This is a genomic window from Pseudomonas sp. LAIL14HWK12:I10 (genome assembly GCF_900184205.1).
In the GTDB taxonomy this organism is placed as follows: Bacteria; Pseudomonadota; Gammaproteobacteria; order Pseudomonadales; family Pseudomonadaceae; genus Aquipseudomonas; species Aquipseudomonas kermanshahensis.
On sequence record NZ_FXWU01000005.1, the window covers coordinates 256,338 to 280,553 of the forward strand.

20 protein-coding genes are annotated in these 24,216 nt (G+C 59.5%); 14 read left to right on the top strand and 6 right to left on the bottom strand.

Annotated features, from left to right (window positions below; genetic code table 11):
* Positions 1-22: 22 nt before the first annotated feature.
* The 3 genes from QOS90_RS13680 to QOS90_RS13690 form a co-directional block, all read right to left on the bottom strand.
* Positions 23-664 (bottom strand): 3-oxoacid CoA-transferase subunit B, encoded by a 642-nt coding sequence (locus tag QOS90_RS13680; protein WP_027593312.1) that lies wholly within the window; start codon positions 662-664, stop codon positions 23-25.
* A gap of 8 nt (positions 665-672) precedes the next feature.
* Complete coding sequence (locus QOS90_RS13685) at positions 673-1,368, bottom strand: 3-oxoacid CoA-transferase subunit A (RefSeq protein WP_027593311.1); 696 nt, start codon at positions 1,366-1,368, stop codon at positions 673-675.
* Positions 1,369-1,614: 246 nt separating this feature from the next.
* On the bottom strand, positions 1,615-2,520 hold the full coding sequence (locus QOS90_RS13690) for a LysR family transcriptional regulator (RefSeq protein ID WP_371097316.1): 906 nt from the start codon (positions 2,518-2,520) through the stop codon (positions 1,615-1,617).
* A gap of 114 nt (positions 2,521-2,634) precedes the next feature.
* Between QOS90_RS13690 and QOS90_RS13695 the strand changes: the two genes are divergently transcribed.
* The 6 genes from QOS90_RS13695 (at position 2,635) to QOS90_RS13720 (ending at position 9,825) form a co-directional block, all read left to right on the top strand.
* Positions 2,635-3,825: a CaiB/BaiF CoA transferase family protein gene (locus QOS90_RS13695; protein ID WP_027593309.1), complete on the top strand. Its 1,191-nt coding sequence runs from the start codon at positions 2,635-2,637 to the stop codon at positions 3,823-3,825.
* Between the two features lie 16 nt (positions 3,826-3,841).
* On the top strand, positions 3,842-4,807 hold the full coding sequence (locus QOS90_RS13700; RefSeq protein ID WP_085272879.1) for a hydroxymethylglutaryl-CoA lyase: 966 nt from the start codon (positions 3,842-3,844) through the stop codon (positions 4,805-4,807).
* Positions 4,804-5,181 carry a VOC family protein gene (locus QOS90_RS13705; RefSeq protein ID WP_027593307.1) on the top strand — a complete coding sequence of 126 codons (378 nt, stop codon included), beginning with the start codon at positions 4,804-4,806 and terminating at the stop codon, positions 5,179-5,181. The genes QOS90_RS13700 and QOS90_RS13705 overlap by 4 nt, the downstream gene beginning before the upstream one ends.
* 38 nt (positions 5,182-5,219) lie before the next feature.
* Entirely contained in the window at positions 5,220-6,161 is a 942-nt protein-coding gene (locus tag QOS90_RS13710) for a D-2-hydroxyacid dehydrogenase (protein ID WP_027593306.1), read from the top strand.
* 37 nt (positions 6,162-6,198) lie between these two features.
* Positions 6,199-7,497 carry a C4-dicarboxylate transporter DctA gene (gene dctA / locus QOS90_RS13715; protein WP_027593305.1) on the top strand — a complete coding sequence of 433 codons (1,299 nt, stop codon included), beginning with the start codon at positions 6,199-6,201 and terminating at the stop codon, positions 7,495-7,497.
* Positions 7,498-7,755: 258 nt separating this feature from the next.
* Positions 7,756-9,825: a hybrid sensor histidine kinase/response regulator gene (locus QOS90_RS13720; RefSeq protein ID WP_085272878.1), complete on the top strand. Its 2,070-nt coding sequence runs from the start codon at positions 7,756-7,758 to the stop codon at positions 9,823-9,825.
* 47 nt (positions 9,826-9,872) lie between these two features.
* Here the strand turns inward: QOS90_RS13720 and QOS90_RS13725 are convergent, their stop codons facing one another.
* On the bottom strand, positions 9,873-10,820 hold the full coding sequence (locus tag QOS90_RS13725; RefSeq protein WP_027593303.1) for an AraC family transcriptional regulator: 948 nt from the start codon (positions 10,818-10,820) through the stop codon (positions 9,873-9,875).
* A 192-nt stretch (positions 10,821-11,012) separates the two neighbouring features.
* Here QOS90_RS13725 and QOS90_RS13730 point away from each other — a divergent pair, with 192 nt between their 5' ends.
* Both QOS90_RS13730 and arfB read left to right on the top strand, forming a co-directional pair.
* Positions 11,013-12,206 carry an MFS transporter gene (locus QOS90_RS13730; RefSeq protein ID WP_027593302.1) on the top strand — a complete coding sequence of 398 codons (1,194 nt, stop codon included), beginning with the start codon at positions 11,013-11,015 and terminating at the stop codon, positions 12,204-12,206.
* A gap of 27 nt (positions 12,207-12,233) precedes the next feature.
* Complete coding sequence (gene arfB, locus QOS90_RS13735) at positions 12,234-12,647, top strand: alternative ribosome rescue aminoacyl-tRNA hydrolase ArfB (protein WP_085272877.1); 414 nt, start codon at positions 12,234-12,236, stop codon at positions 12,645-12,647.
* A gap of 344 nt (positions 12,648-12,991) precedes the next feature.
* Here arfB and QOS90_RS13740 read toward each other — a convergent pair whose 3' ends face one another.
* Together QOS90_RS13740 and QOS90_RS13745 are read right to left on the bottom strand one after the other, a co-directional pair.
* A complete protein-coding gene (locus QOS90_RS13740) occupies positions 12,992-14,068 on the bottom strand; it encodes a Rieske 2Fe-2S domain-containing protein (RefSeq protein WP_085272876.1) in 1,077 nt (358 codons plus the stop codon).
* 36 nt (positions 14,069-14,104) lie between these two features.
* Entirely contained in the window at positions 14,105-15,058 is a 954-nt protein-coding gene (locus QOS90_RS13745) for a PDR/VanB family oxidoreductase (protein WP_085272875.1), read from the bottom strand.
* 285 nt (positions 15,059-15,343) lie between these two features.
* Here QOS90_RS13745 and QOS90_RS13750 point away from each other — a divergent pair, with 285 nt between their 5' ends.
* The 6 genes from QOS90_RS13750 to QOS90_RS13775 all read left to right on the top strand — a co-directional run bounded on the left by QOS90_RS13750 (position 15,344) and on the right by QOS90_RS13775 (position 24,175).
* Positions 15,344-15,814, top strand: coding sequence for a MarR family winged helix-turn-helix transcriptional regulator (locus tag QOS90_RS13750; protein ID WP_027593298.1), 471 nt, complete (start codon positions 15,344-15,346; stop codon positions 15,812-15,814).
* Positions 15,815-16,183: 369 nt separating this feature from the next.
* A complete protein-coding gene (locus tag QOS90_RS13755) occupies positions 16,184-17,863 on the top strand; it encodes a DUF1302 domain-containing protein (protein WP_085272874.1) in 1,680 nt (559 codons plus the stop codon).
* 12 nt (positions 17,864-17,875) lie between these two features.
* Positions 17,876-19,240 (top strand): DUF1329 domain-containing protein, encoded by a 1,365-nt coding sequence (locus QOS90_RS13760; protein ID WP_085272873.1) that lies wholly within the window; start codon positions 17,876-17,878, stop codon positions 19,238-19,240.
* Between the two features lie 58 nt (positions 19,241-19,298).
* Positions 19,299-20,387 (top strand): WD40/YVTN/BNR-like repeat-containing protein, encoded by a 1,089-nt coding sequence (locus tag QOS90_RS13765; protein WP_027593295.1) that lies wholly within the window; start codon positions 19,299-19,301, stop codon positions 20,385-20,387.
* Positions 20,388-20,391: 4 nt separating this feature from the next.
* On the top strand, positions 20,392-22,857 hold the full coding sequence (locus QOS90_RS13770) for an efflux RND transporter permease subunit (RefSeq protein ID WP_085272872.1): 2,466 nt from the start codon (positions 20,392-20,394) through the stop codon (positions 22,855-22,857).
* Between the two features lie 112 nt (positions 22,858-22,969).
* Complete coding sequence (locus QOS90_RS13775) at positions 22,970-24,175, top strand: MFS transporter (RefSeq protein WP_085272871.1); 1,206 nt, start codon at positions 22,970-22,972, stop codon at positions 24,173-24,175.
* Positions 24,176-24,216: the final 41 nt, after the last annotated feature.

Below are 24,216 nucleotides of genomic sequence, written 5' to 3' on the forward strand. Positions count from 1 at the left end.
GGATACCTACGCTTTGCGCGGATTACTTGATCAGCGGTACGCCACTGAGCTTCTGCAACTCGTCGAAGTCGATGTCGGCGCAGATCTCGACCACTTTCAGCCCGTCGGACGTCACGTCCAGCACGGCCAGGTCGGTGTAGATGCGGCTGACGCACCCAATGCCAGTCAGCGGATAAGTGCACTCGGGCACGATCTTGCTTTCGCCGGACTTGGTCAGGTGGTCCATCATCACGAACACCTGGCGGGCGCCGGTGGCGAGGTCCATCGCGCCGCCTACGGCCGGGATCGAGCCTTCGGCGCCGGTGTGCCAGTTGGCTAGGTCACCTTTGGCCGACACTTGGAAGGCGCCCAGTACGGCGATGTCCAGGTGGCCGCCACGCATCATCGAGAACGAGTCGGCGTGGTGGAAGAAGGCACCCCCGGTGAGCAGGGTCACGTGCTGCTTGCCGGCGTTGATCAGGTCATCGTCTTCTTCGCCCGGCGCGGGGCTTGGGCCCATGCCCAGCAGGCCGTTCTCGCTGTGCAGGAACACTTCCTTGTCGCCCAGGTAGTTGGCCACCATGGTCGGTGCGCCGATGCCCAGGTTGACGTAGGCGCCTTCCTGAATGTCTGCGGCCACGCGCTGGGCCATCTCGGTGCGGGAGAGCTTTTTGGTGATGGTCATGGCAGGCCTCAGACAGCGTTGGCGATCGAAGAAGCGGCAGCGCCGGTGACGGCGACCACGCGCTGGACGAAGATACCCGGGGTGATGATGTGTTCCGGGTCCAGTTCACCGAGTTCGACAATCTGGTCGACCTGGGCAATGGCGGTCTTGGCGGCCATGGCCATGATCGGGCCGAAGTTGCGAGCGGCCTTGCGATAAACCAGGTTGCCCCAACGGTCACCCTTGTGCGCCTTGATCAGCGCGAAGTCAGCGTGCAGCGGCATTTCCAGGACGTATTGGCGGCCGTCGATCTCACGGGTTTCTTTACCTTCGGCCAGCAGGGTGCCGTAGCCGGTCGGCGAGAAGAACGCACCGATGCCCGAGCCCGCAGCGCGGATACGCTCGGCCAGGTTGCCTTGTGGTACCACTTCGAGTTCGATCTTGCCGGCCCGGAACAGTTCGTCGAAGACATAGGAGTCGGACTGGCGCGGGAACGAGCAGACCACCTTGCGCACACTGCCCGCCTTGAGCAGCGCGGCCAGGCCGACCTCACCGTTGCCGGCGTTGTTGCTGATGATGGTCAGGTCGCGGGTACCGGTGGCGATCAGAGCATCAATCAGCTCAGACGGCATACCAGCAGTGCCGAAGCCACCGACCATGATGGTCGAACCGTCGGTGATGCCTTCCACCGCGCTGGCGATGGACTCAAACGTTTTATTGATCAAAGCGAGCTCCTGGTTTTTCCTGGAGTAGGGATTGTCGACCTGGCCGGCGCGCTTCGAAGCGACTGGGCCAGTCAGCGCCTAGGAAATGTTTGCTGACTGCCGATAGCGTGCCGCAAGATTGGGCACAAGTAGAGAGAGGGGAGCGGATTTTGTGCGATTATCGAACTATTGTGCGGTTCGCGAGTATTGTTGATGGGCATCTCACCCCAGGTTTTTCTTTGAATCGTGCGGGCGTCATTGCGCAAATTACAGGTCGTTTTCTCTACCCGCGAGATACTCGAACAGCTTGGCCGCCTCAGGCGATAGCTGGGTCTCACCTGCAACCCCTACATACAGCGTTCGCATGGCCCAGTCATCGGTGAGCCTGATGGCTTGGATCTGCGTCCCTAGCAGCTCTTTCCTCACTGATGCCAGTGGCAGAACGCCCACGCCAAGGCCGGCCTCGATCATCCTGCAGATCCCATCGAAGCTGCTGACCTGAATGCGAACCTTCAGCATCTTTCCGTTCGCTACTGCTGCGTCAGTCAAGCGCCGCAGCAGCGAACTGCCTTGGTTGAGTGCCACGAAATCGTAGTCTAGCGCGTCCGCCAGCGCTATCTCGCTCGATGCAGTCAGTGGGTGATCAGTGGGCACCAGCAGCACCAGTTGATCACGCCGGTAGACCCTCTTCAACAGCCCCTCAGACGCGACGTTGTCAGCAAAAATCCCGATGTCAGCTCGGCCATTGAAAACAGCGTCCACAATGTCGTCGCTGAGCGCTTCGTCCATCCCTATGCGGACATGCGGGTTATCGGCAAGGTAGCTCGCCAGATCCTGGGGTAGAAATTGCACGACAGCAGACGTGTTGGCGGTCAGCCGAACGTGACCGCGCACGCCCATGGCAAAGTCATTTGCATCGCAAGCCATGCGGTTGACGCTCTCGAGTATATGCCGAGCGTGATCAGCGATGCCTCGACCCGCTGCAGTCAATTCCACCCCGCGTGGCAAGCGGACGAACAGTGCGCAGTCGGTAATTCGCTCTAGCTCAGACAGGCGCTTGCTCGCGGTAGAGAGCGTCATGTTTGCGCGATGGGCCGCTTGGGTCAGATTGAGCGTTTCTGCCGCGAAGACCAGGAGGCGTAGGGATACCAAATCCACATGTAGAAGGCTCATCAACGGCTCCTAGCCTTTCGATTTTGGAAAGGGTACTGGATAATTTCGCAATTTTCATCATGCACAATGAGAGGGATCATCCTGCCATAACAACCCACAAGAGCGGATGACGCCATGACCCTCCCATTACAAGGCATCAAGGTCATCGAAATGGGGCAGCTGATTGCTGGCCCGTTTGCTGCCAAGATGCTCGCCGAGTTCGGTGCCGACGTTATCAAGATCGAACCACCAGTGACCGGCGACCCTCTGCGCAAATGGCGCATGCTCCACAACGGAACGTCCGTATGGTGGGCGTCTCAATCGCGCAACAAGCGCTCTATTACGCTGGATCTGCGTCAGGCCGAAGCCCATGATGTGGTCAAACGGCTGGTTGCAGACGTTGATATCCTCATCGAAAACTTCCGCCCCGGCACGCTTGAAAAGTGGGGCCTGGGGTGGGACGTCCTGCGCGAAATCAACCCACGCTTGGTCATGCTGCGCGTGTCTGGCTATGGGCAGAGCGGCCCGTACCGTGACTTGCCGGGCTTTGGTGTCATTGGGGAGGCCATGGGTGGCTTACGCCATCTTTCCGGTGAGCCAGGGCGTACGCCTGTGCGGGTTGGGGTGTCGATCGGTGACTCTCTTTCTGCGCTTCATGGGGTGATTGGCGTTCTTCTGGCTTTGCGCCATAGAGAGCAGAACAACGGCGAGGGGCAGCAGGTTGATGTCGCGCTGTACGAGTCTGTGTTCAACATGATGGAAAGCCTGATCCCTGAGTACTCGGTATTCGAGTCCATTCGCCAACCGGCTGGCAGCAGCCTGCCTGGGATCGCACCCACAAACGCATACCGTTGCAAGGATGGAAAGTATGCGCTGATCGCGGGTAATGGGGACAGCATCTATCGCCGTCTGATGGAGAAGATTGATCGCCTCGATCTCGCCAATGATCCTGAGCTTGAGCAGAACGATGGCCGCGTTCGACACGTGGCCCGCATCGACGCTGCGATCTCGACCTGGACGGCCGAGCGCTCGCTTGAAGAAGTCCTGGATGCGCTGAACGATGCGCGCATTCCTGCCGGTAAGATCTACGACGCCGCCGATATCGCAGCCGACCCCCATTACCAGGCTCGAGACATGTTGCTGGCGAGCACGCTGGACGATGGAACACCGGTCACTCTGCCAGGCATCGTGCCCAAGCTCCTTTCCACGCCAGGGCAGTTGCGATCAAGGGCACCGACCCTCGGCGAGCACACCGACCATGTCTTGAATGCGTACGGCATCGATGCGCAAACCCGTGAACAGTGGCGCGCACGCGGCATTATTTGAAGTACGGAGTAACCTGATGAAACGCCTATTTATGCAAGAAGTCGCAACCCGTGACGGCTTCCAGAACGAAGCAACCTTCATCGAGACGGCTGACAAGATTTCGATGATCGACACGCTTAGCCAGTGCGGCTTCGCCAAAATTGAGGTGACCTCGTTTACCTCGCCCAAGGCGATTCCGGCGCTGCGTGACGCAGAAGCCGTGATGCATGGCATCAAACGCCAGCCCGGGGTCGAGTATACGGTGCTCGTTCCCAATGTCCGGGGTGCCGAGCGCGCTTTGGGTTGCGGAATCGACGAGGCCAACCTGGTCATGTCGGTGAGCGAACCCCACAACAGGTCCAATCTGCGCATGACCCGTGAAGACTCCTTTGCTCAATTGAAGGAAGTAGTCTCGGTTATTGGCCAAGGCCCCGTTGCCGTGAACGTGTCGCTCTCTACGGTATTCGGTTGTCCGATGCAGGGCGATGTGGCGTTTTCAGAGGTAATGAGCTGGGTTGCCCGCTTCGCAGATTTGGGTGTGCGTGGGGTTACGCTGTGTGACACCACAGGCATGGCGTTCCCTTCGCAGGTGCAGGCCTTGTCAACTGAGGTGCTCAAACGCTTCCCTGAACTGCAGGTGACGCTGCATTTCCACAACACCCGCGGCATGGCCCTGGCCAACACGTTGGCCGCACTCGAGGCCGGGGTCGATCGGTTTGACGCTTCACTCGGTGGGCTGGGCGGCTGTCCCTACGCACCGGGCGCGAGTGGCAATGTGTGTACTGAAGACCTCGTTCATATGCTCGACCTGATCGGATACGACACCGGCGTCGACTTGGACAAAATCCTCCTGGCCTCAGCACGCCTACCGGGGTTGATCGCGCACTCAACGCCCAGCCAGATCCTCAAGGCGGGTAAGCGCCTGAACCTGCATCCCATCCCTGATCACGTCCACAACATGACCAAGCAAGTCGTGTCGGCGATACCGGAGGTGGCGAAATGATTGACCACCTGGACCATCTGGTACTTACCACCATTGATGTCGAGGCGTGCAAAGACTTTTATGTCCGCGTCATGGGCATGCGCCTCGAGACCTTCGGGGCAGGGCGCCTGGCGTTCTGTTTTGGCAATCAGAAGATCAATGTCCACGTCCGCGGCCAAGAGTTTGAGCCGAAGGCCCATCTGCCCGTTCCCGGCGCATTGGACTTGTGCTTCATCGCCAGCGTCGGTCTAGAACAGGTGATTGCACATCTGCAGGCCCAGGCTTGGCCGATCGTTGAAGGGCCCATTCAGCGAACGGGCGCCACTGGGCCTATCCGTTCAGTCTACGTGCGCGACCCAGATCTCAACCTGATCGAGATTTCCGAGCCGCTGTGAACGCGCTCGCGACCTGACAAAATAACAAGAGGTACTTCATGAATATCGTATTCCTGGACGGCGCCAGCCTGCCGTCTGCCATGCCGCGCCCCGCATTTGCTAACAGCTGGACTGTCCGCGAGCGCACTGGCCCTGACGAGGTGGTCGCTGCGCTTGCAGATGCCCAGGTTGCCATTACCAACAAGGTGAAATTGGGGCGGGTGCAGCTTGAACAACTCCCTGGGTTGAAGCTGATCTGCGTCGCAGCGACCGGTTATGATTGCATCGACATCGCAGCGTGCAGGGATTTGGGCGTTACCGTTTGCAATGCACCGGCTTACTCAGCGGTAAGCGTTGCTGAAGCAGTTGTCGCCTCCCTGTTCGCACTCCGCAGGCGCCTCTTCGAATACCGTGAGGCCGCGTCACGTCACTGGCCCACCTCCAATCACTTCTGCGTGCACGGTACGCCGATCCTCGACATCCGGGGCGCCACCCTGGGTATTGTGGGGCGCGGTGATATCGGGAGTAGGGTGGCCCGGTTGGCTTCAGCGCTCGAGATGAAGGTGATCTTCGCCGAGCATCGCGGCGCGGCCACTGTCCGTGACGGTTATGTCTCGTTCGAAGGCATGCTGCAGCAGTCGGACGCCATTACGCTGCACTGCCCGCTGACCGCGCAAACCCAGCATCTGATCGGCGCACCGCAGCTTGCTCAGATGAAGCCCGGAGCCCTGTTGATCAACACTGCTCGAGGGCCGCTCATTGACGAACACGCACTGCTCGAAGCCTTGCAGTCCGGTCACCTCGGTGGCGTTGCGCTTGATGTGCTGGATGGAGAGCCACCGCGCGCTGATCACCCATTACTGAACTGCCAACTTCAAAATCTCATCATGACCCCTCACGTCGGCTGGGCAAGCCAGAGCAGCGTATCCCGCCTCAAGGACATCTTGCTTTCGAACATCCAAGCCTTCGCCGCAGGGAAGCCGATCAACGTGGTCTGCTGACCGCACTAGCACTTACAACTTGAACAGGTAGAGCGCCATGACAAAAACAATCAGCTCTTCATCCGATATTCCTGACGCCCCGGTGATCAAACGCAAGCCGTTTTATCACCACCTCTACGTGCAGGTTTTAGCGGCCATCTTGCTGGGTATCCTGCTGGGGCACATAAGCCCAGGTCTGGGTGAGCAGATGAAGCCGCTAGGTGATACGTTCATCAAGATGATCAAGATGCTGATCGCGCCGATCATCTTCTGCACCGTCGTGAGCGGCATCGCCAGCATGCAGAACCTTAAGAAGATCGGTCGTATTGGCTTCAAGTCTCTCGTGTATTTCGAAGTCTTGACTACCTTGGCACTGATTGTTGGCTTGATAGGTGTAAACCTGTTCAAGCCTGGGGTAGGGATGCACATTGATCCCGCTACGCTGGATGCATCCGCTATTGCTGGCTACACCAAGGCGGCACACGATCAAAGCGTTGTTGGCTTCCTGACACACATCATTCCCACCACCGTGTTTGGCGCCTTCGCTGACGGCGAGATCCTTCAGGTACTGTTTATCTCTGTGTTGTTCGCCTTTGGGCTCCAGCTGCTAGGGCCTATCGGCAAACCGCTGTTGGCGACGATTGATCTGGTTGCTCAAGCGTTCTTCCGGATGCTCAAAATCGTCATGTACGTGGCACCGCTGGGCGCTTTCGGTGGCATGGCATTCACGGTGGGCAAGTACGGTATCGGATCGCTCGCGGCCTATGGAAACCTGCTGATCTGCTACTACGTGACCGGCCTTGTGTTCGTGTTCGTGATCTTGAACCTTGCCGCTCGGCTGGCTGGTTTCAGCCTCTGGAAGTTTTTGAAGTACATCAGGGAAGAGCTGTTTCTGGTGCTCGGCACATCGTCCTCTGAGTCCGCGCTGCCGCGACTCATGACCAAGCTTGAGAAGCTTGGCTGCGAGAAGTCCACGGTGGGCCTGGTGGTGCCGTCAGGCTATTGCTTCAACCTGGACGGTAGCTGCATCAACATGACGGTGCTGGCCATCTTTATCGCCCAAGCCCTGGATATCGATGTATCGCTCTATCACCAGATAACGCTGCTGCTCATCCTGCTGCTGACTTCCAAGGGGGCAGCGAGCGTGACCGGGGGCGCGTTTATCACGCTGGCTGCGACGCTTGGCTCCATCGACGTCATTCCCGCTGCCGGCCTGGTGTTGGTGCTGGGCGTCTACCGGTTCATCTCTGAAGGCGGTGCACTGATCAATGTGATTGGTAACGGTGTCGCCGCACTGTTTGTGGCTCGCTGGGAAGGTGTTCTCGATCAAGAACAACTCAAACGCGAGCTGGGCTAGGTTTACGTGCTGGCCTTCCTGATGCCTGCCACGCACAGGTAACAGGCGGGCTGGCGCGTGACTTTTCAGGTTTGAGGCAAGCATGCCTCAGCCGTTCCGGTGTAAGCGCTAAATGAGATATTTCGCGTGGAGTACAAATGTACTCCGCGCGAGTTCGCTTCCAAAAAGGCGAAGCGCTGTGCTCGCTATCGCTCGGCATCACGCTTTAGAATCGCCTCCAGTGGCAAGTCGCTCATAAGCGTAAGAAAGAGGCAATTTATGGATCGCGAAGGCGCCGGCTCTTCAGGAGACTTGGATGCTCCCGCATCACCCCATCAGGAGTCCGCGTTTCCGACGAGCGTTTTGGAGCGCCTGCAGTTGGCGCTCGATGCTGGCGCGATCGTTGGAACGTGGGTGTGGAACATCCTCGACAACCAAGTGACTGCGGATGAGCGATTCTCGCGATCTTTTGGACTTCCAGCAGATAAATGCATGGCAGGTATCCCGATTGAGGAAGCCTTCGCCTCTATTCACCCTGACGATCGTGAACGTGTCTCTGCCGACATCGAAGAGGCGATGACCCGCGGTGGGGCCTACCGGTGTGAATACCGCGTCAGACAGCATGATGGCAACTACCGTTGGATTGAGGCTAATGGTAGAGCTGAGCTTGACGATGAAGGTCGCGCTGTTCGGTTCCCTGGCGTTCTCATGGACATTGAGTCACGCCGCTCAGCAGAGGCTGAGCGCGACAGGATGTCAGCGTTGCTTCGTACCTTCACTGCTGCCGTTCCGGGTGTTGTCTACGCAAAAGATCTAGCGGGGCGGCTGATCGTTGCCAACGATGGTGTCACCCAACTGGTTGGCAAGCCACCGGAGCTCTACCTGGGCAAAACCGACTTGGAGTTTTTGGAAGACAAAGCCCAAGCACGCCAGATAATGGAAACCGATCGGCACATCATGCAGGGCGGGCAGGCCGTTCAGATCGAAGAGCGTGTCGACATGCCGGATGGCACAGCCACCTACTGGCTTTCGGTCAAAGCGCCACTGTGCGACGAAGCAGGCGAGGTCATCGGGCTGATCGGCTCGTCAATCGATGTAACCGCGCGAAGAAATGCTGAGGCGGAACTGCTTGAACTCAACCGCACCTTGGAAGCGAGGGTTGCAGAAGCCGTGGCCGAGCGAGAAGCGGCGCAAGCAGCGCTGCGTCAATCGCAAAAAATGGAAGCGGTCGGTCAATTGACCGGCGGCATCGCACACGACTTCAACAATCTGCTGGCGGGCATCACGGGGAGCCTTGATTTGATCAAGCTCCGCTTGAAGCAGGGACGCATAGCTGATGTAGAGCGCTACCTGACAGTAGCCCACGGTGCGGCGCATAGGGCGGCCTCACTCACTCACCGGCTGCTAGCGTTCTCTCGCCGCCAGACACTGATGCCTGTTCATACCAATGTGAACACGCTCATCAGCGATATGGAGGAGCTAATAAGTCGGACAGTAGGGCCAGCCATTCAACTCAAGGTGGAGCTCCATGCGGCATCGAGTACCTGCCTGGTCGACCCGGCCCAAGTGGAGAACGCGCTGCTGAACTTGTGCATCAACGCGCGTGACGCGTTGAAAGGCGGAGGGTCAATCGCCATCAAGACCTACAACGAGGAACTGGTGCAAGGGGCCGAGCTGGATCCGGAATTGGAGCCTGGAACCTACTTCACAATCTGTGTCGCCGACGACGGTCTCGGCATGAGTACTGAAACGCTCACTCGAGTATTTGAGCCGTTCTTCACGACCAAACCCGTAGGGGCGGGCACCGGGCTTGGGCTGTCCATGATTTATGGCTTTGCCAAACAATCGGGCGGGCAGGTCAGGATCAAGTCGGAAGAGGGGCGAGGAACCCGGGTATTCCTTCAATTACCCAGCCTTGCAGCCAGCGTCGAAGCTGCACCTCGCGCAGAGTCCTTGCCTGAATCGCCAATGGCCTTGCCAGGCGAGACGGTACTGGTCGTCGATGATGAGCCCTCCGTCCGCATGTTTGTGAGTGAAGCGCTGGGGAACTGCGGCTATATCGTCATTGAGGCCGCCGACAGTTTGGCTGGCCTTCAATTACTGCGTTCGGATACCCGCATCGATTTGCTGGTGACCGACATTGGCCTCCCAGGAGGCATTGACGGCAGGCAGATGGCCGATGCCGGCCGCTGCACTCGGTCGGGGCTTCCGGTCTTGTTCATGACGGGGTATGCGCAGCCGCACGTTTTGGACAATGCCCAGCTAGAGCCCAACACGGCTGTGCTGACGAAACCGTTCACGCTTGAAGCGTTGACGTTGAACGTTAATGCTTTGCTCAAGCGTAGCTAATCGGTACTTGTAGTATCGCAGCTTGGGCGGTTATCCCGCGTCGGGGTTCACGCCACGATAGGCGTGGAGATAGCTGTTCTCTCCGCGCTTAGGCGCAGCTCTGCGATATCACGTTTGGGCGGCATGCCGAACTGGCGCCCGTACTCGCGGCTGAACTGCGAGGGGCTCTCGTAGCCGACCTTGAAGGCAGCGGTGGCAGCATCCAGGTCTTCGTTGAGCATCAACCGTTTCGCCTCGTTCAACCTCAGCCATTTCTGGTACTGCAGCGGGCTCATGGCAGTGAGCTGACGGAAATGCTGATGGAAGGTGGAGAGCCCCATCTGCACCTGGGAGGCCAGCTCGTCCACTCGCAAAGGCGCGGCGTAGTTCAGCTTCATCCAGTCGATGGCTTTGGCAATTCGATGGCCCTTGCTGCCTACGGAAGCGATATAGCGCAGTAGAGGGGCCTGGTTACTCAACAGCAAACGATAGTGGATCTCTCGTTGAATTAGGGGCCAGAGCACCGGTATCGCATCCGGCTCCTCTAGCAGCTGAATCAGACGGGCGAAGCTCTCCAACAATTTCGGGCTCAGTTCACCCACGCCAGCGCTGGTATGGAAGGACTGACCGTTCACAGGAAGACGACCATCGTGCGCGATCAGCTCCGCCAGCGTGCGCAGGTCGAGCTTGAATACCAGGCCGAGACAGGGCGCTGCATCGCTGGCCATCGTCACCGCTGAGTTGGCGGGTATGTTCAGCGAGGTGACCAGGAAGCGAGTCGTATCGTAGGGGAACACGTCGCTGCCGATGACCATTTCCTTGGCGCCCTGCACGACCAGCACGATGCTCGGCTCGACGATGCAGGTGATCGGGGGGGCTGGGGTGTTACGTCGGTAGACGCTCAGGTCTGCAATGCTTGTCGCGAAATCGCCCGCACTGGGCGCGTGGGCGCCGATGACCCTGCACAGCGTGGCCATTGGGTTCGTGCTTGAAGGCGTTAATGCGTGGGTGGCCATGGCGTGGGTTCCGATCATCGTATGGCAAAACATTACTTTCATGTCACTTCACCTGTCCATGTCCGGTGACCAGGGGCTGGACATTTAGGCAAGAAAACTACCCGTTTGCTCTACTGGTGTGCTGGTTTATGCGAGGAATATTGGCGGCAGTTGAGGCCCGTGCACTTTGAGATTGATACAACGAGAACCGCTATGAACAGCCCAGTAATACCCCTTCAACACTCAAGCCGTCACGTCTGGGGCGCTGTCCTGGCGATGTCACTATGTGCTTTTGCCCTGGTGGCTTCAGAGTTCCTGCCGGTGAGCTTGCTCACGCCGATCGCGTCCGAGTTGTCACTGACTGAAGGCCAAGCCGGGCAGGCCATTTCCATCTCGGGTTTCTTTGCTGTCATCACCAGCCTGTTGCTGGCAGCCGTGACCCAGGGGATCGACCGCAAACCGGTGCTGTTGGCCACTACTGCGCTCATGCTGGTTTCCGGCGCGATGGTGGCGTTTGCCCCGAACTACCTGACATTGATGGTAGGGCGCGCCGTGCTTGGGATTGCCATTGGTGGTTACTGGTCGATGTCCACTGCAGTGATGATGCGCATCGCGCCAGAGGCACTTATTGCGCGGGCTATTGCCGTGATGCAGGGCGGTACTGCGTTGGCCACGGCCATCGCGGCGCCCGTTGGGAGCTACCTGGGCGGCTTGATTGGCTGGAGAGGGGCGTTCTTTTGCGTCGTGCCGTTGGCTGCATTGGCGTTGATCTGGCAGGCCTTCACGCTGCCGGCTATGCCGAGCCAGCGCACTCAGGTATCGGCCTTCGGCCCCCTGCGCTTGCTGGGGGACTGGAAGATCGCACTTGGCATGAGTGCAGTAGCATTCCTCTTCATGGGACAGTTCACACTCTTCACGTATCTGCGGCCTTTCCTGGAGAAGGTCACGCTTGTCGACCTGCCCACGCTCTCGCTCCTGCTGTTGGTCATTGGTGCCGCAGGTTTGCTAGGCACCCTGTTGGTGGGCGCGCTTGTTAACCGAAACCTGAACAGGATTTTGGTGGGAATACCGCTGATCATGAGCGCTATCGCATTCGCCGTGATCGCAGTGGGTACCTGGGTGGTTCCAGTTGCGGTTTTGCTCGGCCTTTGGGGACTGATCGCCACGTGTGCGCCCGTGGGGTGGTTCACCTGGTTGGCCAAGGCGCTGCCGCACAATGCAGAAGCCGGTGGTGGCTTGATGGTTGCGGTGATTCAGTTGGCGATCACAGCTGGTGCCACAGTGGGCGGCTTGCTGTACGACGGGGCCGGTTACCGGGCTACCTTTATGGCCAGTGGCGTATTCTTGCTCATCGCAGCCACGCTGAGTGTTATCACAAACGCTATGGGAGATCGGCGCAGGCGGTGATAATGGGGGCAACTACAAGGGCCAGTCATGCTAACCATCTCCAATAACGTGCATCTGCCGGATGCCGAAATCGAACTGACATACATCCGCGCGCAAGGCGCGGGTGGGCAGAATGTCAACAAGGTGTCCAGCGCCGTGCACCTGCGCTTCGACATCCGTGCCTCATCGTTGCCCGAGTTCTACAAGGAGCGGCTGCTGGCGCTGCGTGACAGCCGCATCACCGGTGACGGCGTGTTGATCATCAAGGGCCAGCAGTATCGCACCCAGGAGCAGAACCGTGCTGACGCACTGGCGCGTCTTGCCGAGTTGATCATCAGTGCCGGCAAGACCGAGAAGAAACGCCGCCCCACCAAGCCGACCCTCGGCTCGAAGACCCGCCGCCTCGAAGGAAAAGCCAGGCGGAGTACGGTCAAGGCGGGTCGGGGTAGGGTGGACTTCTAGTGCGGGTAGGCCAGCACCTCAGGGTCAATGCTGTGATTGCGCCTGCAGGTTGTGAGTTGGAGCCGAAGCGGCAAGGGCGGCAGGCCTGGATGACAGGGCTGCGATTGCTGCTATCAAGGCGAGGCCACCAATGAAGCACGCGACCGGGACCCAATCGCTACCGTTGGACATGAGTGCGTAGCACAGACTGGGTGAGAAACCGGCAATGGTGTGCTCAAGTGCAACCCCAAAACTGAGTGACTGGATGGGCCTCAATATCGACTGACCTGCAGCAGGTGGTGATGGGGGCGATCCCGCTCGCCCCCGGTAGCCTGATACCCGCACGATATAAACGCACTGGGCATTCAGCGGGTTGAGTGACAAAGCCTTTCTATGATCCGGCGGGCCCTGTTGGCACCGACGTCAACATGAATATCAATCATCTGCCGTTCACCGAATCGACACAGGTTCTTGTATTGAGATTCGATAACAACTTTGTCCTCATCAAATGTCATTATGGTTTGCTCAACTACTTTCGCTTTGACTTCTTCGTGATTGCTTTCCGGGTTGGTGGCGATGGTCCAGAAGTAATGGCTAGTGGTTTCGGTTTCCGGGGTCACGCCATGGAAGCCGCGCATGTGGAAGCCGCCCCGCTGCGGATTGTCCAGGGGCTCGGTTCCGGCATCTACAGCGCCGGTCCAAATACGCAAGTGGCTGATATGAAACTCAATTTCCTGCCAGCGATCGACAGTGCCCTTGAATGGGTAGGCGGCGACATAGGTCGGAGGTGGGACGGAGTCAGGCATGTGTCGAACAACGCGAACCGAATGGTCGTCACTTTCTACCGTCATTTGGGCATTCATGTGAACGCTGGCGTTGCCGCCAATGGTGCGTAGGTGGACATAGCCCAAATGGCTCAGATCCATCAAGTTGTCGTGTATGAGCTGATAGGGCGCGTCGTAGTGATACACGTCACCCTCAAAAAGATAATGCTCATTCGTGTGAACATCGTAGGCAGGAGGTTCATCGATAGGCTCTGGGTGTTCGGGGCTGCCAAACCAGATCCAAACGATCTGGTCTTTTTCAACCACGTGAAAGGCTGCCACTTTTGCTTTGCTAGGTATTTTTTCCTGGCCGGGGATCTCAATGCATTTACCGGCTTCATTGAACAAGAGACCGTGATAGCCGCAGCGAAGGCCGCTGGCTTCAAGTGTTCCATCAGACAGTGGTAGTGCCCTGTGACAGCATCGGTCTTCGAGTGCCGCCACCTTGCCATCCGCTGTGCGGAACATCACGACTGATGTGTTCAGCAAGGTTCGGCCCACGGGACGATCCTTGAGTTCCCAGCCCAACGCAGCCACATACCATTGATTGAGCGGGAATGTGGAAGGCTTGGCGGGTGCAATATCCTGGGCGAGTGACTGAAGGGGAGAGGCAGTCATAGGAGTCTCCGTTGCAGTGAATGTGTTGGTTAGAGATCAGAGGTCAAGTACGAGTCGAGGTGACTTTGCCCGGGAGCAGCACGGCGTGAAGCAATCATTCCTGGCGTGTTCATCGGCGGTCATGAATTGATCCCTGTGATCCGGGATACCCTCCAGCACGCGTGTCACGCATGTCCCACACACACCTTGTTCGCAGGATGTTTGAACTTCAATTCCCGCGTCGTCCAACACCTCGAATACGCTGCGGTCGACTGGAATTTCAAAGGTTCTGCCACTCCTGGCGAGCACTACCTCGAAGGGCGTGTTCGAACCCTGGTCACTGATCTGGCCCGCAAAGAACTCCCGATGCATGCGCGCTTGCGGCCAGCCGGCAGCCTCGCCGGTTTCCAGAATGTGGTTCATGAAGCCGGTGGGGCCGCACACATACAGATGGCAACCTTGATCGACCGTATCGAGAATGGCGGCGGCATTTAGTTTTTGCTGCTGCACGCCGCTGTCATCATGGAAAGTGATGCGGTCCGCGAACGGCGCATGAGCAAGTGCGTTGACGAATGCTGCACGGTCGCTGGAGCGGAAGCAGTAATGAAGCTCGAACTCCAGGCTGCGATGCGAAAGCTCATAAGCCATGGCCAGGATTGGGGTAATACCAATGCCCCCGGCAAACAGCAGGTGGCGCTTTGCGCGGTGGTCGAGCTGGAACAGATTGCGTGGCGCACTGATCGTCAGCGTTTGACCTTGCTCTACAGCTGAGTGCATTGCCTGCGAGCCGCCGCGGGAGCTAGGCTCCCTCAGAACACTGATGAGATAGCGATTACGCTCTCGTGGGTCATTGCACAGCGAGTACTGGCGAATGAACCCGCCTGGTACATGAACGTCGATGTGGGCACCGGCTTCAAAGGGCGGAAGTGATCCGCCATCCAAGGGGCTCAATTCAAAGCTGCAAACACCTTCTGCTTCGATTGCCTTGCGGCTGACGTTGACTTCAAACATGACTCATCCCTCCACATTCAAGTGGCTACTGAAAAATCACAGGTAAAAGATCGACCGGGAGGAGGTCAGCCTGGCGCGAAGGGCGGCAGCTCTGGCTTGCAGCCAGGCACGCGGGAAGTGACTAGGTGACGGGTGTTCATGGCATTACCTGATAATTATTTTTGTGAGGTGCTGTGACGGCATATCATGCTGGGCTGGCCCCAGCTATCGGTTGAGTAAATCCTCGGATCAATTGGTTGCGGTGTCAACTAATTTTCTCCAAGGCCAATTGAAGGTGTGCTCTCTATGTCCACGGCCCCCCAGCTAGACCTCGCCCGCTATGTGCCCGCGCTGCTGAATTTTCTGTCGAACAAACTCTCCTCAGGGGCTTCGCAGTGCTATCGAAAACACTTCGGGATTGGCGTTGTGGAGTGGAGGATGCTGTCCATGCTGGCAGTGGAAAGCGGGATAACGGCGAATCGTATCTGCCAGGTGATCGGCCTCGACAAAAGTGCTGTTAGCCGCTCTCTACAGGCGCTGGAGGTGGCAGGGCGAGTTCGTACGGAAGTAGATCCTGCTGACGGAAGGCGCTACACCGTTTCGCTTACCGAGAGCGGTGTGCAGTTGTACAACCGGGTCTTGATGGTTGCGCTTGAACGAGAGCGTCGCTTGCTGAGTGGCCTCTCGTCAGCCGAAGTCGATACCTTGATCAACTTGCTTGGACGCTTGAACAGCCAGGTCTCTCACGTCAACGACTACGATCCAGAGAACCCCTGAGCGTGGTGACCATGATCTTCATCCGTTCGACGACCAAGCTGAACCTGAGATAACACTACCGGCTACCGGCGGCCCCTTCCGGTATCAACCTTCCAGTCTGCCTTCGCACCTTTGCGCGGGCATACCCCCCTCGGACCATCGCAACCGCACGATTCAATGCTTGGCCACAAGTATCGCGATTGCCGATAGGTCACATCCCAACAAGCGATTAGTCAGAGCCCTGCACTGAGGTCAACCTGTTCCCGTCGTCTGGTCTATCCCGCCAGCTGACTTCACCTCGGCAGGTCGATCGCATCGATCCCGTTCGCCTCGTCCGGCCGTGGTGGCAAAGAAAATTGCCAACAAAAACAATAAAAGAGGGTTCGTTCGATGGCTATTCGCTCCATCGCCGCAGCGCGGCGTGCGCCTTTCACTCTGACGCTCGCCACTGCCTTGGTCTGCGGTCTTCCATGTGCCCAGGCGTTTGAAGTGCAGACCGACAACCCTGACCTCAGTCTGCGGTGGGACAACACGCTCAAGTACAGCTCTGCCTGGCGCCTGAAGGACCAAAGCAGCAAGCTCAGCAGCGGCTCGGTGGCGTTGAACCAGGACGATGGCGACCGCAACTTTGACAAGGGCCTGATCTCCAACCGCCTGGATGTACTTTCTGAACTGGACATTGGCTACCGCGAATACGGCGCGCGGATCAGTGGCGCGGGCTGGTTCGATACCGAATACCAGAAAGACAACGACAACAATGACCCGACGCGGGCCAACCAGCGTTCGGTTGCCTACGACGAATTCACCGACGATACCCGCCACTTGCACGGCGGCGACGGCGAGCTACTGGATGCCTTTGTCTACTGGAACGGTGATCTGGCCGACCGCGCGCTCTCGGTACGTCTGGGCCGCCACGGGCTGATCTGGGGTGAAAGCCTGTTCTTCGGCGCCAACGGTATCGCTGGCGGCATGGCACCGGTAGACGTGGTCAAGGCAGTGTCGGTACCCAACACCCAGTTCAAGGAAATCACCCGGCCGGTCAGCCAGCTGTCGACCACCTATCAACTGACCGATGCATTGTCAGTCGGCGCTTACTACCAGTTCGAATGGGAAGAAACCCGTTTGCCGGGGGCAGGCAGCTATTTTTCGGTGAGCGACACCATTGGCGAAGGTAACGAGCGACTGATTGTCGGCGCACCGTTCCCGCCATTTCTGGGCGGCAACCCCGGCAGCCCGGCAGCCTTTTTCCACGGCAACGACAAAGAAGCCAAGAGCTCGGGGCAGGGCGGCCTGCAGTTGCGCTACACCGCCGACACCGTTGAGTACGGCCTTTACGCCATCCAGTACCACGACAAATCCCCCAAGCTGTACTTGAAACCAAGCGCTACCGGACCGAACTTCGCCACTGGCCAGATCGGCGAATACTACTGGGTCTATCCCGAAGAGATCCGTGCACTGGGCGCAAGCTTTGCCACCACGCTGAATGAATACAGCTTCGCCGGTGAAGCCTCCATGCGCTGGAATATGCCGCTGGTTTCCAACGGCCAGACCGTTACGCCGGGCATGGTTGCCGACAATGACGACCATCCGCTTTATGCCGTGGGCCGCACGGCGCACCTGAACCTCAACATGCTGGCGTCGCTGGGCCCCTCGTTCATCGCCAATGAGGCAAGCCTGGTCGGCGAAATCGCTTGGAACCGCTTGCTCAGTGTCACCAAGAACCGTGCTGCGCTTGACCCGAGCGCTACCGACGACGGCGTTGGCATCAAGCTGGTGTACAGCCCGACATATCGGCAGATTTTCCCTGGCATCGACCTCAGTGTGCCAGTGGGCGTCAGTTACTTCCCCATGGGCAAATCGGCGGTGATCAGCAGCTTCGGCCCGGACCGCGGTGGCGATTTCAACATCGGCCTGAATGCCACCTACCTGGACCGAGTCACCTTCGGCCTGACCTACACCCACTACTACGGCCCAGAGGACACCAACCTCAACGCCGCCAGCCAGTTTACGTTCAAACAATCACTGAAAGACCGGGACTACCTGGCCTTCTCGGTCAAAACAACATTCTGAGGGGACGCGTGCATGAACATTCCTTTCTCACTCAAGCACTTTTGTGTGGCCCTGCTCGGCGCTGCCGCGCTCAGTTTGCAACCCGTGCAAGCCGCTGGCCCGGATGATCTGGGCAAGCAACTGACGCCGCTGGGCGCTGAGCGCGCCGGTAACGCCGACGGCAGCATTCCGGCCTGGGACGGCGGCTACACCAAGGTGGACCCCGCGTTCAAAGAGGGTGGCAAGCGCGGCGATCCGTTTGCCGCTGACAAACCGCTGTTCAGCATCACTAGCAAGAACATGGACCAGTACGCGGCCAAACTCAGCGATGGCACCAAAGCCATGTTCAAGCGTTACCCGGACACCTATCGCATCGACGTTTATCCAACCCGGCGCAGCGCTGCAGCTCCGCAATGGGTGTACGACAACACCCTGAACAATGCCAAGCACGCCAAGCTGGTGCAAAGCAGTGCAGGCCTTGTGCCTGAAGGTGCCTACGGCGGTATTCCGTTCCCGATCCCGAAAGACGGCACAGAGGCGATGTGGAACCACATCCTCAACTGGCGCGGCACGTCACTGGCGATGGATTTCCGGCATTACCTGATCACCGCCGATGGCGCCCAAGTACTGACTACTGACGGCAAAGCGGTGCAGGAGATGCCGTATTACTACAAGGATGGTAACGCCGCCAGCTTCGACGGTGACTATTGGCTGTTCCGCCTGCTCAACGTTGGCCCGCCATTGCGGGCAGGCGAACAAATCATGGGACGTACCAACCTCAATGGCGACAAGTCAGAGGCCCACGTCTACCTGACCGGTCAGCGACGAGTGCGCAAGCTGCCCAACGCCTGCTGCGACACCCCTACGCCGGCGACTGCAGGGGTGATGTCGTTCGATGAGCTGAGTGTGTTCCAAGGTCGGCTGGACCGCTTCAACTGGAAGTTGGTGGGCAAGCAAGAGATGTACATCCCCTACAACACCAATAAGGTCCAGGATGCCGGCAAGCCTGAAGACCTGTTCGACAAACATCATCTGAACCCCGACCAAGTGCGCTGGGAGCTCCATCGCGTGTGGGTGGTAGACGCCGAACTTGCACCCGGCAAGCGTCACCAGTTGCCCAAAGGGCGGTACTACCTCGACGAGGACACATGGCAAGCCATGCTCGGTGATCGCTGGGACGCCAATGGCCAGTTGGCCAAGACCCTGTGGTCGCTGCCTGCGGTGATGCCAGACCTGCCGGCGGTGGCCCAGTTGTCTTCGGGTTTCTACGACCTGGTGTCCGGTGCCTGGTTCATCCAGAACGTTTACACCGGCAAAGCTCAGCAGTACGCCTTGGTTGAACGTTACAAACCTGCTGAATTCTCACCTGCCGCAATGGCCGGGCGCGGCGTGCGCTGACGATGTTCAGGGGAGGGTGCACAGCGCCTTCCCCTCCTGCGACAGAATCGAGGTAGATATGAACACACTGCGTCAGTTGAGTGGCCTGTTGTTGGCCCTCCTTATGCCTTTTGCGCCTTATTGCCTGGCTCAAGGGCTGGTGGTCGGCGACGTACTACAGAGCCCGGCGGCCAAGGTTGCCAACCCTCAGCGCGGGGTTTTCACTGCCCTGGCCTTGGCGGGCCAGCGCCTGGTGGCGGTAGGTGAACGCGGTCTGATCCTGCTATCCGATGACAACGGCGAGCATTGGCGTCAAGCCAGCGTGCCGGTGTCGGTGGGGCTCACCGCAGTGCAGTTTGCCGATGCCAATGTCGGCTGGGCCGTGGGCCATGGCGGTGTGGTACTGGGGACGGGCGACGGTGGCGAAAGCTGGCGACTTCAGCTCGATGGACTGCGTGCAGCGCAGCTTGAATTGCAGGCAGCGCAAAGCGTGCTGTCGAACCAGGCGGATGACGAAGTGGCGCAAGTACGCGTACAAACCGCCGAACGCCTGCTTGCTGAAGGGCCCGACAAACCACTCCTGGCGCTATCAGCCCGTGACACCAAGCATGTGCTGGTGGTCGGTGCCTACGGCCTGGCTTTGCGCAGCGATGACGGCGGCGCTAGCTGGCATTCAGCGATGGGCCAGATCGATAACCCAATGGGCCTGCACCTGTATGCCGTGGCGTACCAAGGTAATGACTTGGTGCTGGCCGGCGAGCAGGGCTACTTAGCGCGGGCGCTGGACGGAGAACACTTCCAACAGATAAGCAGCCCCTATGCCGGCACGCTGTTCACCTTGGCAGCGCGCGGCGACGGTGCACTGCTCATTGGCGGGCTCAAAGGCCACGCGTTTGTCCTGGCGCCCGGGACCGAGCGCGCCGAAGCGTTGCCGACCCTGGCGCCGGTGTCCTTCAGTGATGCCCGTGTTTTAAACGATGGTCGCGTGCTGCTGGCCAATCAAGCGGGCGGATTGTTTGCAAGCGCTCCCTCGGGATTCACCCCGGTCTCCGAATCATTGCGCAAACCGGTCTCAGGCATCGTCCAGGCCGCCGATGGCAGCCTCGTTGCCGCGGGGTTCTCCGGGCTTTCGCGCCTGCCACAGCCCACCGTTTCCGCTCCGGAGTGAGTCAATGAATTCCGCTCGCCAAACCCTGTCATCCGCGTCCGATAACTTCGATCCTCGCTCTGGATCGCTGATCGAACGCGCACTGTTCAATCACCGCCATTGGGTGCTGTTGCTGTGCTTGCTGACCACCGTGCTGCTCGGCTGGCAGTCGGGCCGCCTGGAGCTCAATGCCAGCTTCGAGAAGATGATCCCCACCGGGCACCCCTACATCGCCAACTACCTGGACAACCAGAAGGAGTTGTCCGGCATCGGCAATGCGGTGCGTATCGCCGTCACCAACCGCCACGGTGATATCTACGACGCCGATTACCTGCGTACCCTGCAGGCGCTGAGCGACCAGATCTACCTGTTGCCGGGTGTTGACCGCGCCTTCATGAAATCGCTGTGGACGCCTGCCACCCGTTGGGTTTCGGTGACCGAAGAAGGCCTGGACGGCGGCCCGGTGATTCCTGATGAATACGATGGCAGCCTGTCATCGCTGGGCGAACTGCGGCGCAACGTGCAATTGTCCAACGAGATCGGTCAATTGGTAGCCTTCGACCAGCGCTCCAGCATCATCTACGTGCCGCTGATGGCGCGCACGCCCGATGGCAAGCCGTTGGACTACCGGGTGTTGTCCGATCAGTTGGAGACCCTGCGGGCGAAGTACCAGAGCGACAGCGTCGATATCCACATCACCGGTTTCGCCAAGAAAGTGGGTGACCTGATCGAAGGCCTGGAGCAGATCCTGCTGTTCTTCGCTGTTGCCATCCTGATCACCACGGTGGTGCTCTACGGCTACACGCGTTGTGTGCGCAGTACCTTGCTGGTGGTGTTCTGCTCGCTGGTGGCGGTTGTCTGGCAGCTTGGCCTGCTGCCCCTGCTGGGCTACGAACTGGACCCCTATTCGGTGCTGGTGCCGTTCCTGGTGTTCGCCATTGGCATGAGCCACGGCGCGCAGAAAATGAACGGCATCATGCAGGACATCGGTCGCGGTATGCACCGCGTGGTGGCTGCGCGTTTCACCTTCCGCCGACTGTTCCTCGCAGGCCTCACTGCGCTGCTGTGCGATGCCGTGGGCTTTGCCGTTTTGATGCTTATCCAGATTCAGGTGATCCAGGACCTGGCGATCATCGCCAGCATCGGTGTGGCCGTGCTGATCTTCACCAACCTGATCCTGCTACCGGTGCTGCTCTCCTATATCGGCGTCAGTCCTCGCGCTGCTGCGTTGAGCCTTAGAAGCGAGCGGGCCGAGGAGGGGGGCCAGGTGCGTCATGCATTCTGGCGCTTCCTTGACCTGTTCACCCGCAAGCCCTGGGCCGCCGTCTGCGTGGTTGTCAGCCTGGTGATGGCAGTGCTCGGCTTCCTGGTCAGCTTGAACTTGGCCATCGGCGATCTTGACGCCGGGGCCCCGGAGTTGCGCGCTGACTCGCGCTACAACCTGGACGATGCCTTCATGACCCGCAGTTACGGGGCCAGCAGCGATCTTTTCGCGATCATGGTGCGTACACCAAACAGCGCCTGTGCACGCTACGACATCCTGCGCAAGGTCGATGAGTTGGACTGGCAACTGCGCAGCCTGCCGGGCGTGGACTCGACCAACTCGCTGGCGCTGCTCAACCGTCGGATGCTGGTGGGTCTCTCCGAAGGCAGCCCGAAGTGGTACGAACTGCAGAACAACCAGGCGATGCTCAACATGATCACCGCCAGCGCGCCGCGCGGGCTGTACAACGAGTCGTGCAACTTGCTCACGCTCTATGTCTACCTCTCCGACCACAAGGCGCAAACGCTGACCCGGCTGGTGGAGCACGTCGAAGCCTTCGCCGCTGCCAACGACACCGACGAAGTCAAATTCCAGTTGGCTGCCGGTAACGCCGGGATCGAGGCCGCTACCAACATCGTGGTCAAGGAAGCCAATCGCGAGATGCTGTTCTGGGTCTACGGCGCGGTGATCTTGCTGTGTCTGATCACCTTCCGCTCCTGGCGCGCCACCCTCTGTGCGGTGATTCCGCTGATGCTTACCTCCATTCTCTGCGAGGCGTTGATGGTCTGGCTGGGCATCGGCGTCAAGGTCGCCACCTTGCCGGTGATCGCCTTGGGCGTGGGCATTGGCGTCGACTACGCGCTGTATGTGATGAGCATCATGCTTGGCCACCTGCGCCAGGGCGCCAGCCTTTCCGAAGCCTATTACCGCGCGCTGGTCTCCACCGGCAAGGTGGTGATGCTCACTGGCGTGACCCTGGCCATCGGCGTCGGCACCTGGATCTTCTCGCCCATCAAGTTCCAGGCCGACATGGGCGTGCTATTGGCCTTCATGTTCGTCTGGAACATGGTCGGCGCACTGCTGCTGTTGCCAGCGCTCGCCTATTTCCTGCTACCAGCGACCCGCCGCAGCGATGCAGTCGTCGGCGCCGAGCCAGTCGCCGATAGGCAGCCCGGCAAGGCAGCCGCCACTGGTCGCCCGTTGTTGCTGGATACCGCCACCCGCTGACCTTCGCCCCAACAACAAGAGCACATGGGTATGACACCACTGATCGAGACCTTGCAAATCCTCTGGCTCGCACTCCCACGCGGCCTACGGACGGCCATGGAGGCGCACTGCAATGAGCACTGAGCGCCAGGCGGGTTTGCCGCAATCCCTGTTGCTACTGTTCGGCAGCTGTTTGCCGGTGCTGGGCGCGGTGCTGCTGGCACCGGTACTGCCGCGCATGCAGGCGCATTTTGCCGATACACCCGGCGCCGAAGTGCTGGTGCCTATCAGCCTGACCATTCCGGCGTTAGTGATCGCGCTGCTGGCGCCGTTTGCCGGTGTCATCGCCGACCGTCTGGGGCGCAAGCCGTTGTTGCTGGCCTCGATGATGCTTTACAGCCTCTGCGGGCTGCTGCCGCTGTGGCTTGAGTCGCTGCTGGGTATCGTCATCAGCCGTGCAGGCCTGGGCCTGGCGGAGGCTGGCATCATGACCTGCTGCACGACGCTGATGGGTGACTACTACCAGGGCGGGCGGCGCGAGCGCCTGTTCGCCCTGCAGATGGTCGCCACTTCGCTTTCGGCGGCAGTGTTCATCGCCTTGGGCGGCGCACTTGGGCAAAACGACTGGCGTCTGCCTTTCGTGCTGTACGGCGCCGGCCTGTTGCTCTTGCCGCTGATGGCAATGCTGCTCTGGGAGCCGAAGGTCGCTGAAGCCGCGGCGTTGTCTGGCAAGGCTGAAGACTTCCCGTGGCGCAGGCTCTTGCCGTTGTACCTGCTCACCGTACTGGCGGGCGTCAGCCTATTCATCGTGCCGGTGCAAGCCGGCTTCCTGCTCACTTTGCTGCACGTCGATTCGCCCCAGCAGATCGGCATGACCATGGGCGCCAACCAGCTCGGCGTGCTGGCCGGTGCACTGAGCTTCCGCCTGCTCAACGCCCAGCGCCGGCAACACCTGCTGCTGCTGGCTTTCGCAACAGCCGGGGGCGGTGGGCTGCTGATGGCCACCACCGACAACCCAGCGCTGGTGGTGGTTGCGGTGCTGATCAATGGCCTGGGCATCGGATTGATGCTGCCGACCCTGATCACCGGGGTGATGAGGCAGGTCGATTTCACCCAGCGCGGCCGCGCCACCGGAGGCTTCACCGCGGCCCTATTCGCCGGCGAGTTCATCAGCCCTCTGGTGGTGCTGGGCCTTAATGGCGGCGTGGTCGCCCAATTGCCTGGCGCCCTGACCGTGGTGGCTGTCGCCCAGTTGCTGCTGGCGCTCGCCTGCGTGGTGCTGGCGAAGTGTTTCCGTTCGCGCGGCGCTGGCGCTACCACCACGCCTGATCACATCTAGAGGTAGCCATGCCCCTCGTGACGGCAATTGATTGAAAGGAG

Bases quoted from the DNA above. Each gene is read 5' to 3' on its own strand.
- QOS90_RS13680 (WP_027593312.1), bottom strand. From the start codon at position 664: ATGACCATCACCAAAAAGCTCTCCCGCACCGAGATGGCCCAGCGCGTG.
- QOS90_RS13690 (WP_371097316.1), bottom strand. From the start codon at position 2,520: ATGAGCCTTCTACATGTGGATTTGGTATCCCTACGCCTCCTGGTCTTC.
- QOS90_RS13695 (WP_027593309.1), top strand. From the start codon at position 2,635: ATGACCCTCCCATTACAAGGCATCAAGGTCATCGAAATGGGGCAGCTG.
- QOS90_RS13700 (WP_085272879.1), top strand. From the start codon at position 3,842: ATGAAACGCCTATTTATGCAAGAAGTCGCAACCCGTGACGGCTTCCAG.
- QOS90_RS13705 (WP_027593307.1), top strand. From the start codon at position 4,804: ATGATTGACCACCTGGACCATCTGGTACTTACCACCATTGATGTCGAG.
- QOS90_RS13710 (WP_027593306.1), top strand. From the start codon at position 5,220: ATGAATATCGTATTCCTGGACGGCGCCAGCCTGCCGTCTGCCATGCCG.
- dctA (WP_027593305.1), top strand. From the start codon at position 6,199: ATGACAAAAACAATCAGCTCTTCATCCGATATTCCTGACGCCCCGGTG.
- QOS90_RS13720 (WP_085272878.1), top strand. From the start codon at position 7,756: ATGGATCGCGAAGGCGCCGGCTCTTCAGGAGACTTGGATGCTCCCGCA.
- QOS90_RS13725 (WP_027593303.1), bottom strand. From the start codon at position 10,820: ATGGCCACCCACGCATTAACGCCTTCAAGCACGAACCCAATGGCCACG.
- QOS90_RS13730 (WP_027593302.1), top strand. From the start codon at position 11,013: ATGAACAGCCCAGTAATACCCCTTCAACACTCAAGCCGTCACGTCTGG.
- arfB (WP_085272877.1), top strand. From the start codon at position 12,234: ATGCTAACCATCTCCAATAACGTGCATCTGCCGGATGCCGAAATCGAA.
- QOS90_RS13740 (WP_085272876.1), bottom strand. From the start codon at position 14,068: ATGACTGCCTCTCCCCTTCAGTCACTCGCCCAGGATATTGCACCCGCC.
- QOS90_RS13745 (WP_085272875.1), bottom strand. From the start codon at position 15,058: ATGTTTGAAGTCAACGTCAGCCGCAAGGCAATCGAAGCAGAAGGTGTT.
- QOS90_RS13750 (WP_027593298.1), top strand. From the start codon at position 15,344: ATGTCCACGGCCCCCCAGCTAGACCTCGCCCGCTATGTGCCCGCGCTG.
- QOS90_RS13755 (WP_085272874.1), top strand. From the start codon at position 16,184: ATGGCTATTCGCTCCATCGCCGCAGCGCGGCGTGCGCCTTTCACTCTG.
- QOS90_RS13760 (WP_085272873.1), top strand. From the start codon at position 17,876: ATGAACATTCCTTTCTCACTCAAGCACTTTTGTGTGGCCCTGCTCGGC.
- QOS90_RS13765 (WP_027593295.1), top strand. From the start codon at position 19,299: ATGAACACACTGCGTCAGTTGAGTGGCCTGTTGTTGGCCCTCCTTATG.
- QOS90_RS13770 (WP_085272872.1), top strand. From the start codon at position 20,392: ATGAATTCCGCTCGCCAAACCCTGTCATCCGCGTCCGATAACTTCGAT.
- QOS90_RS13775 (WP_085272871.1), top strand. From the start codon at position 22,970: ATGAGCACTGAGCGCCAGGCGGGTTTGCCGCAATCCCTGTTGCTACTG.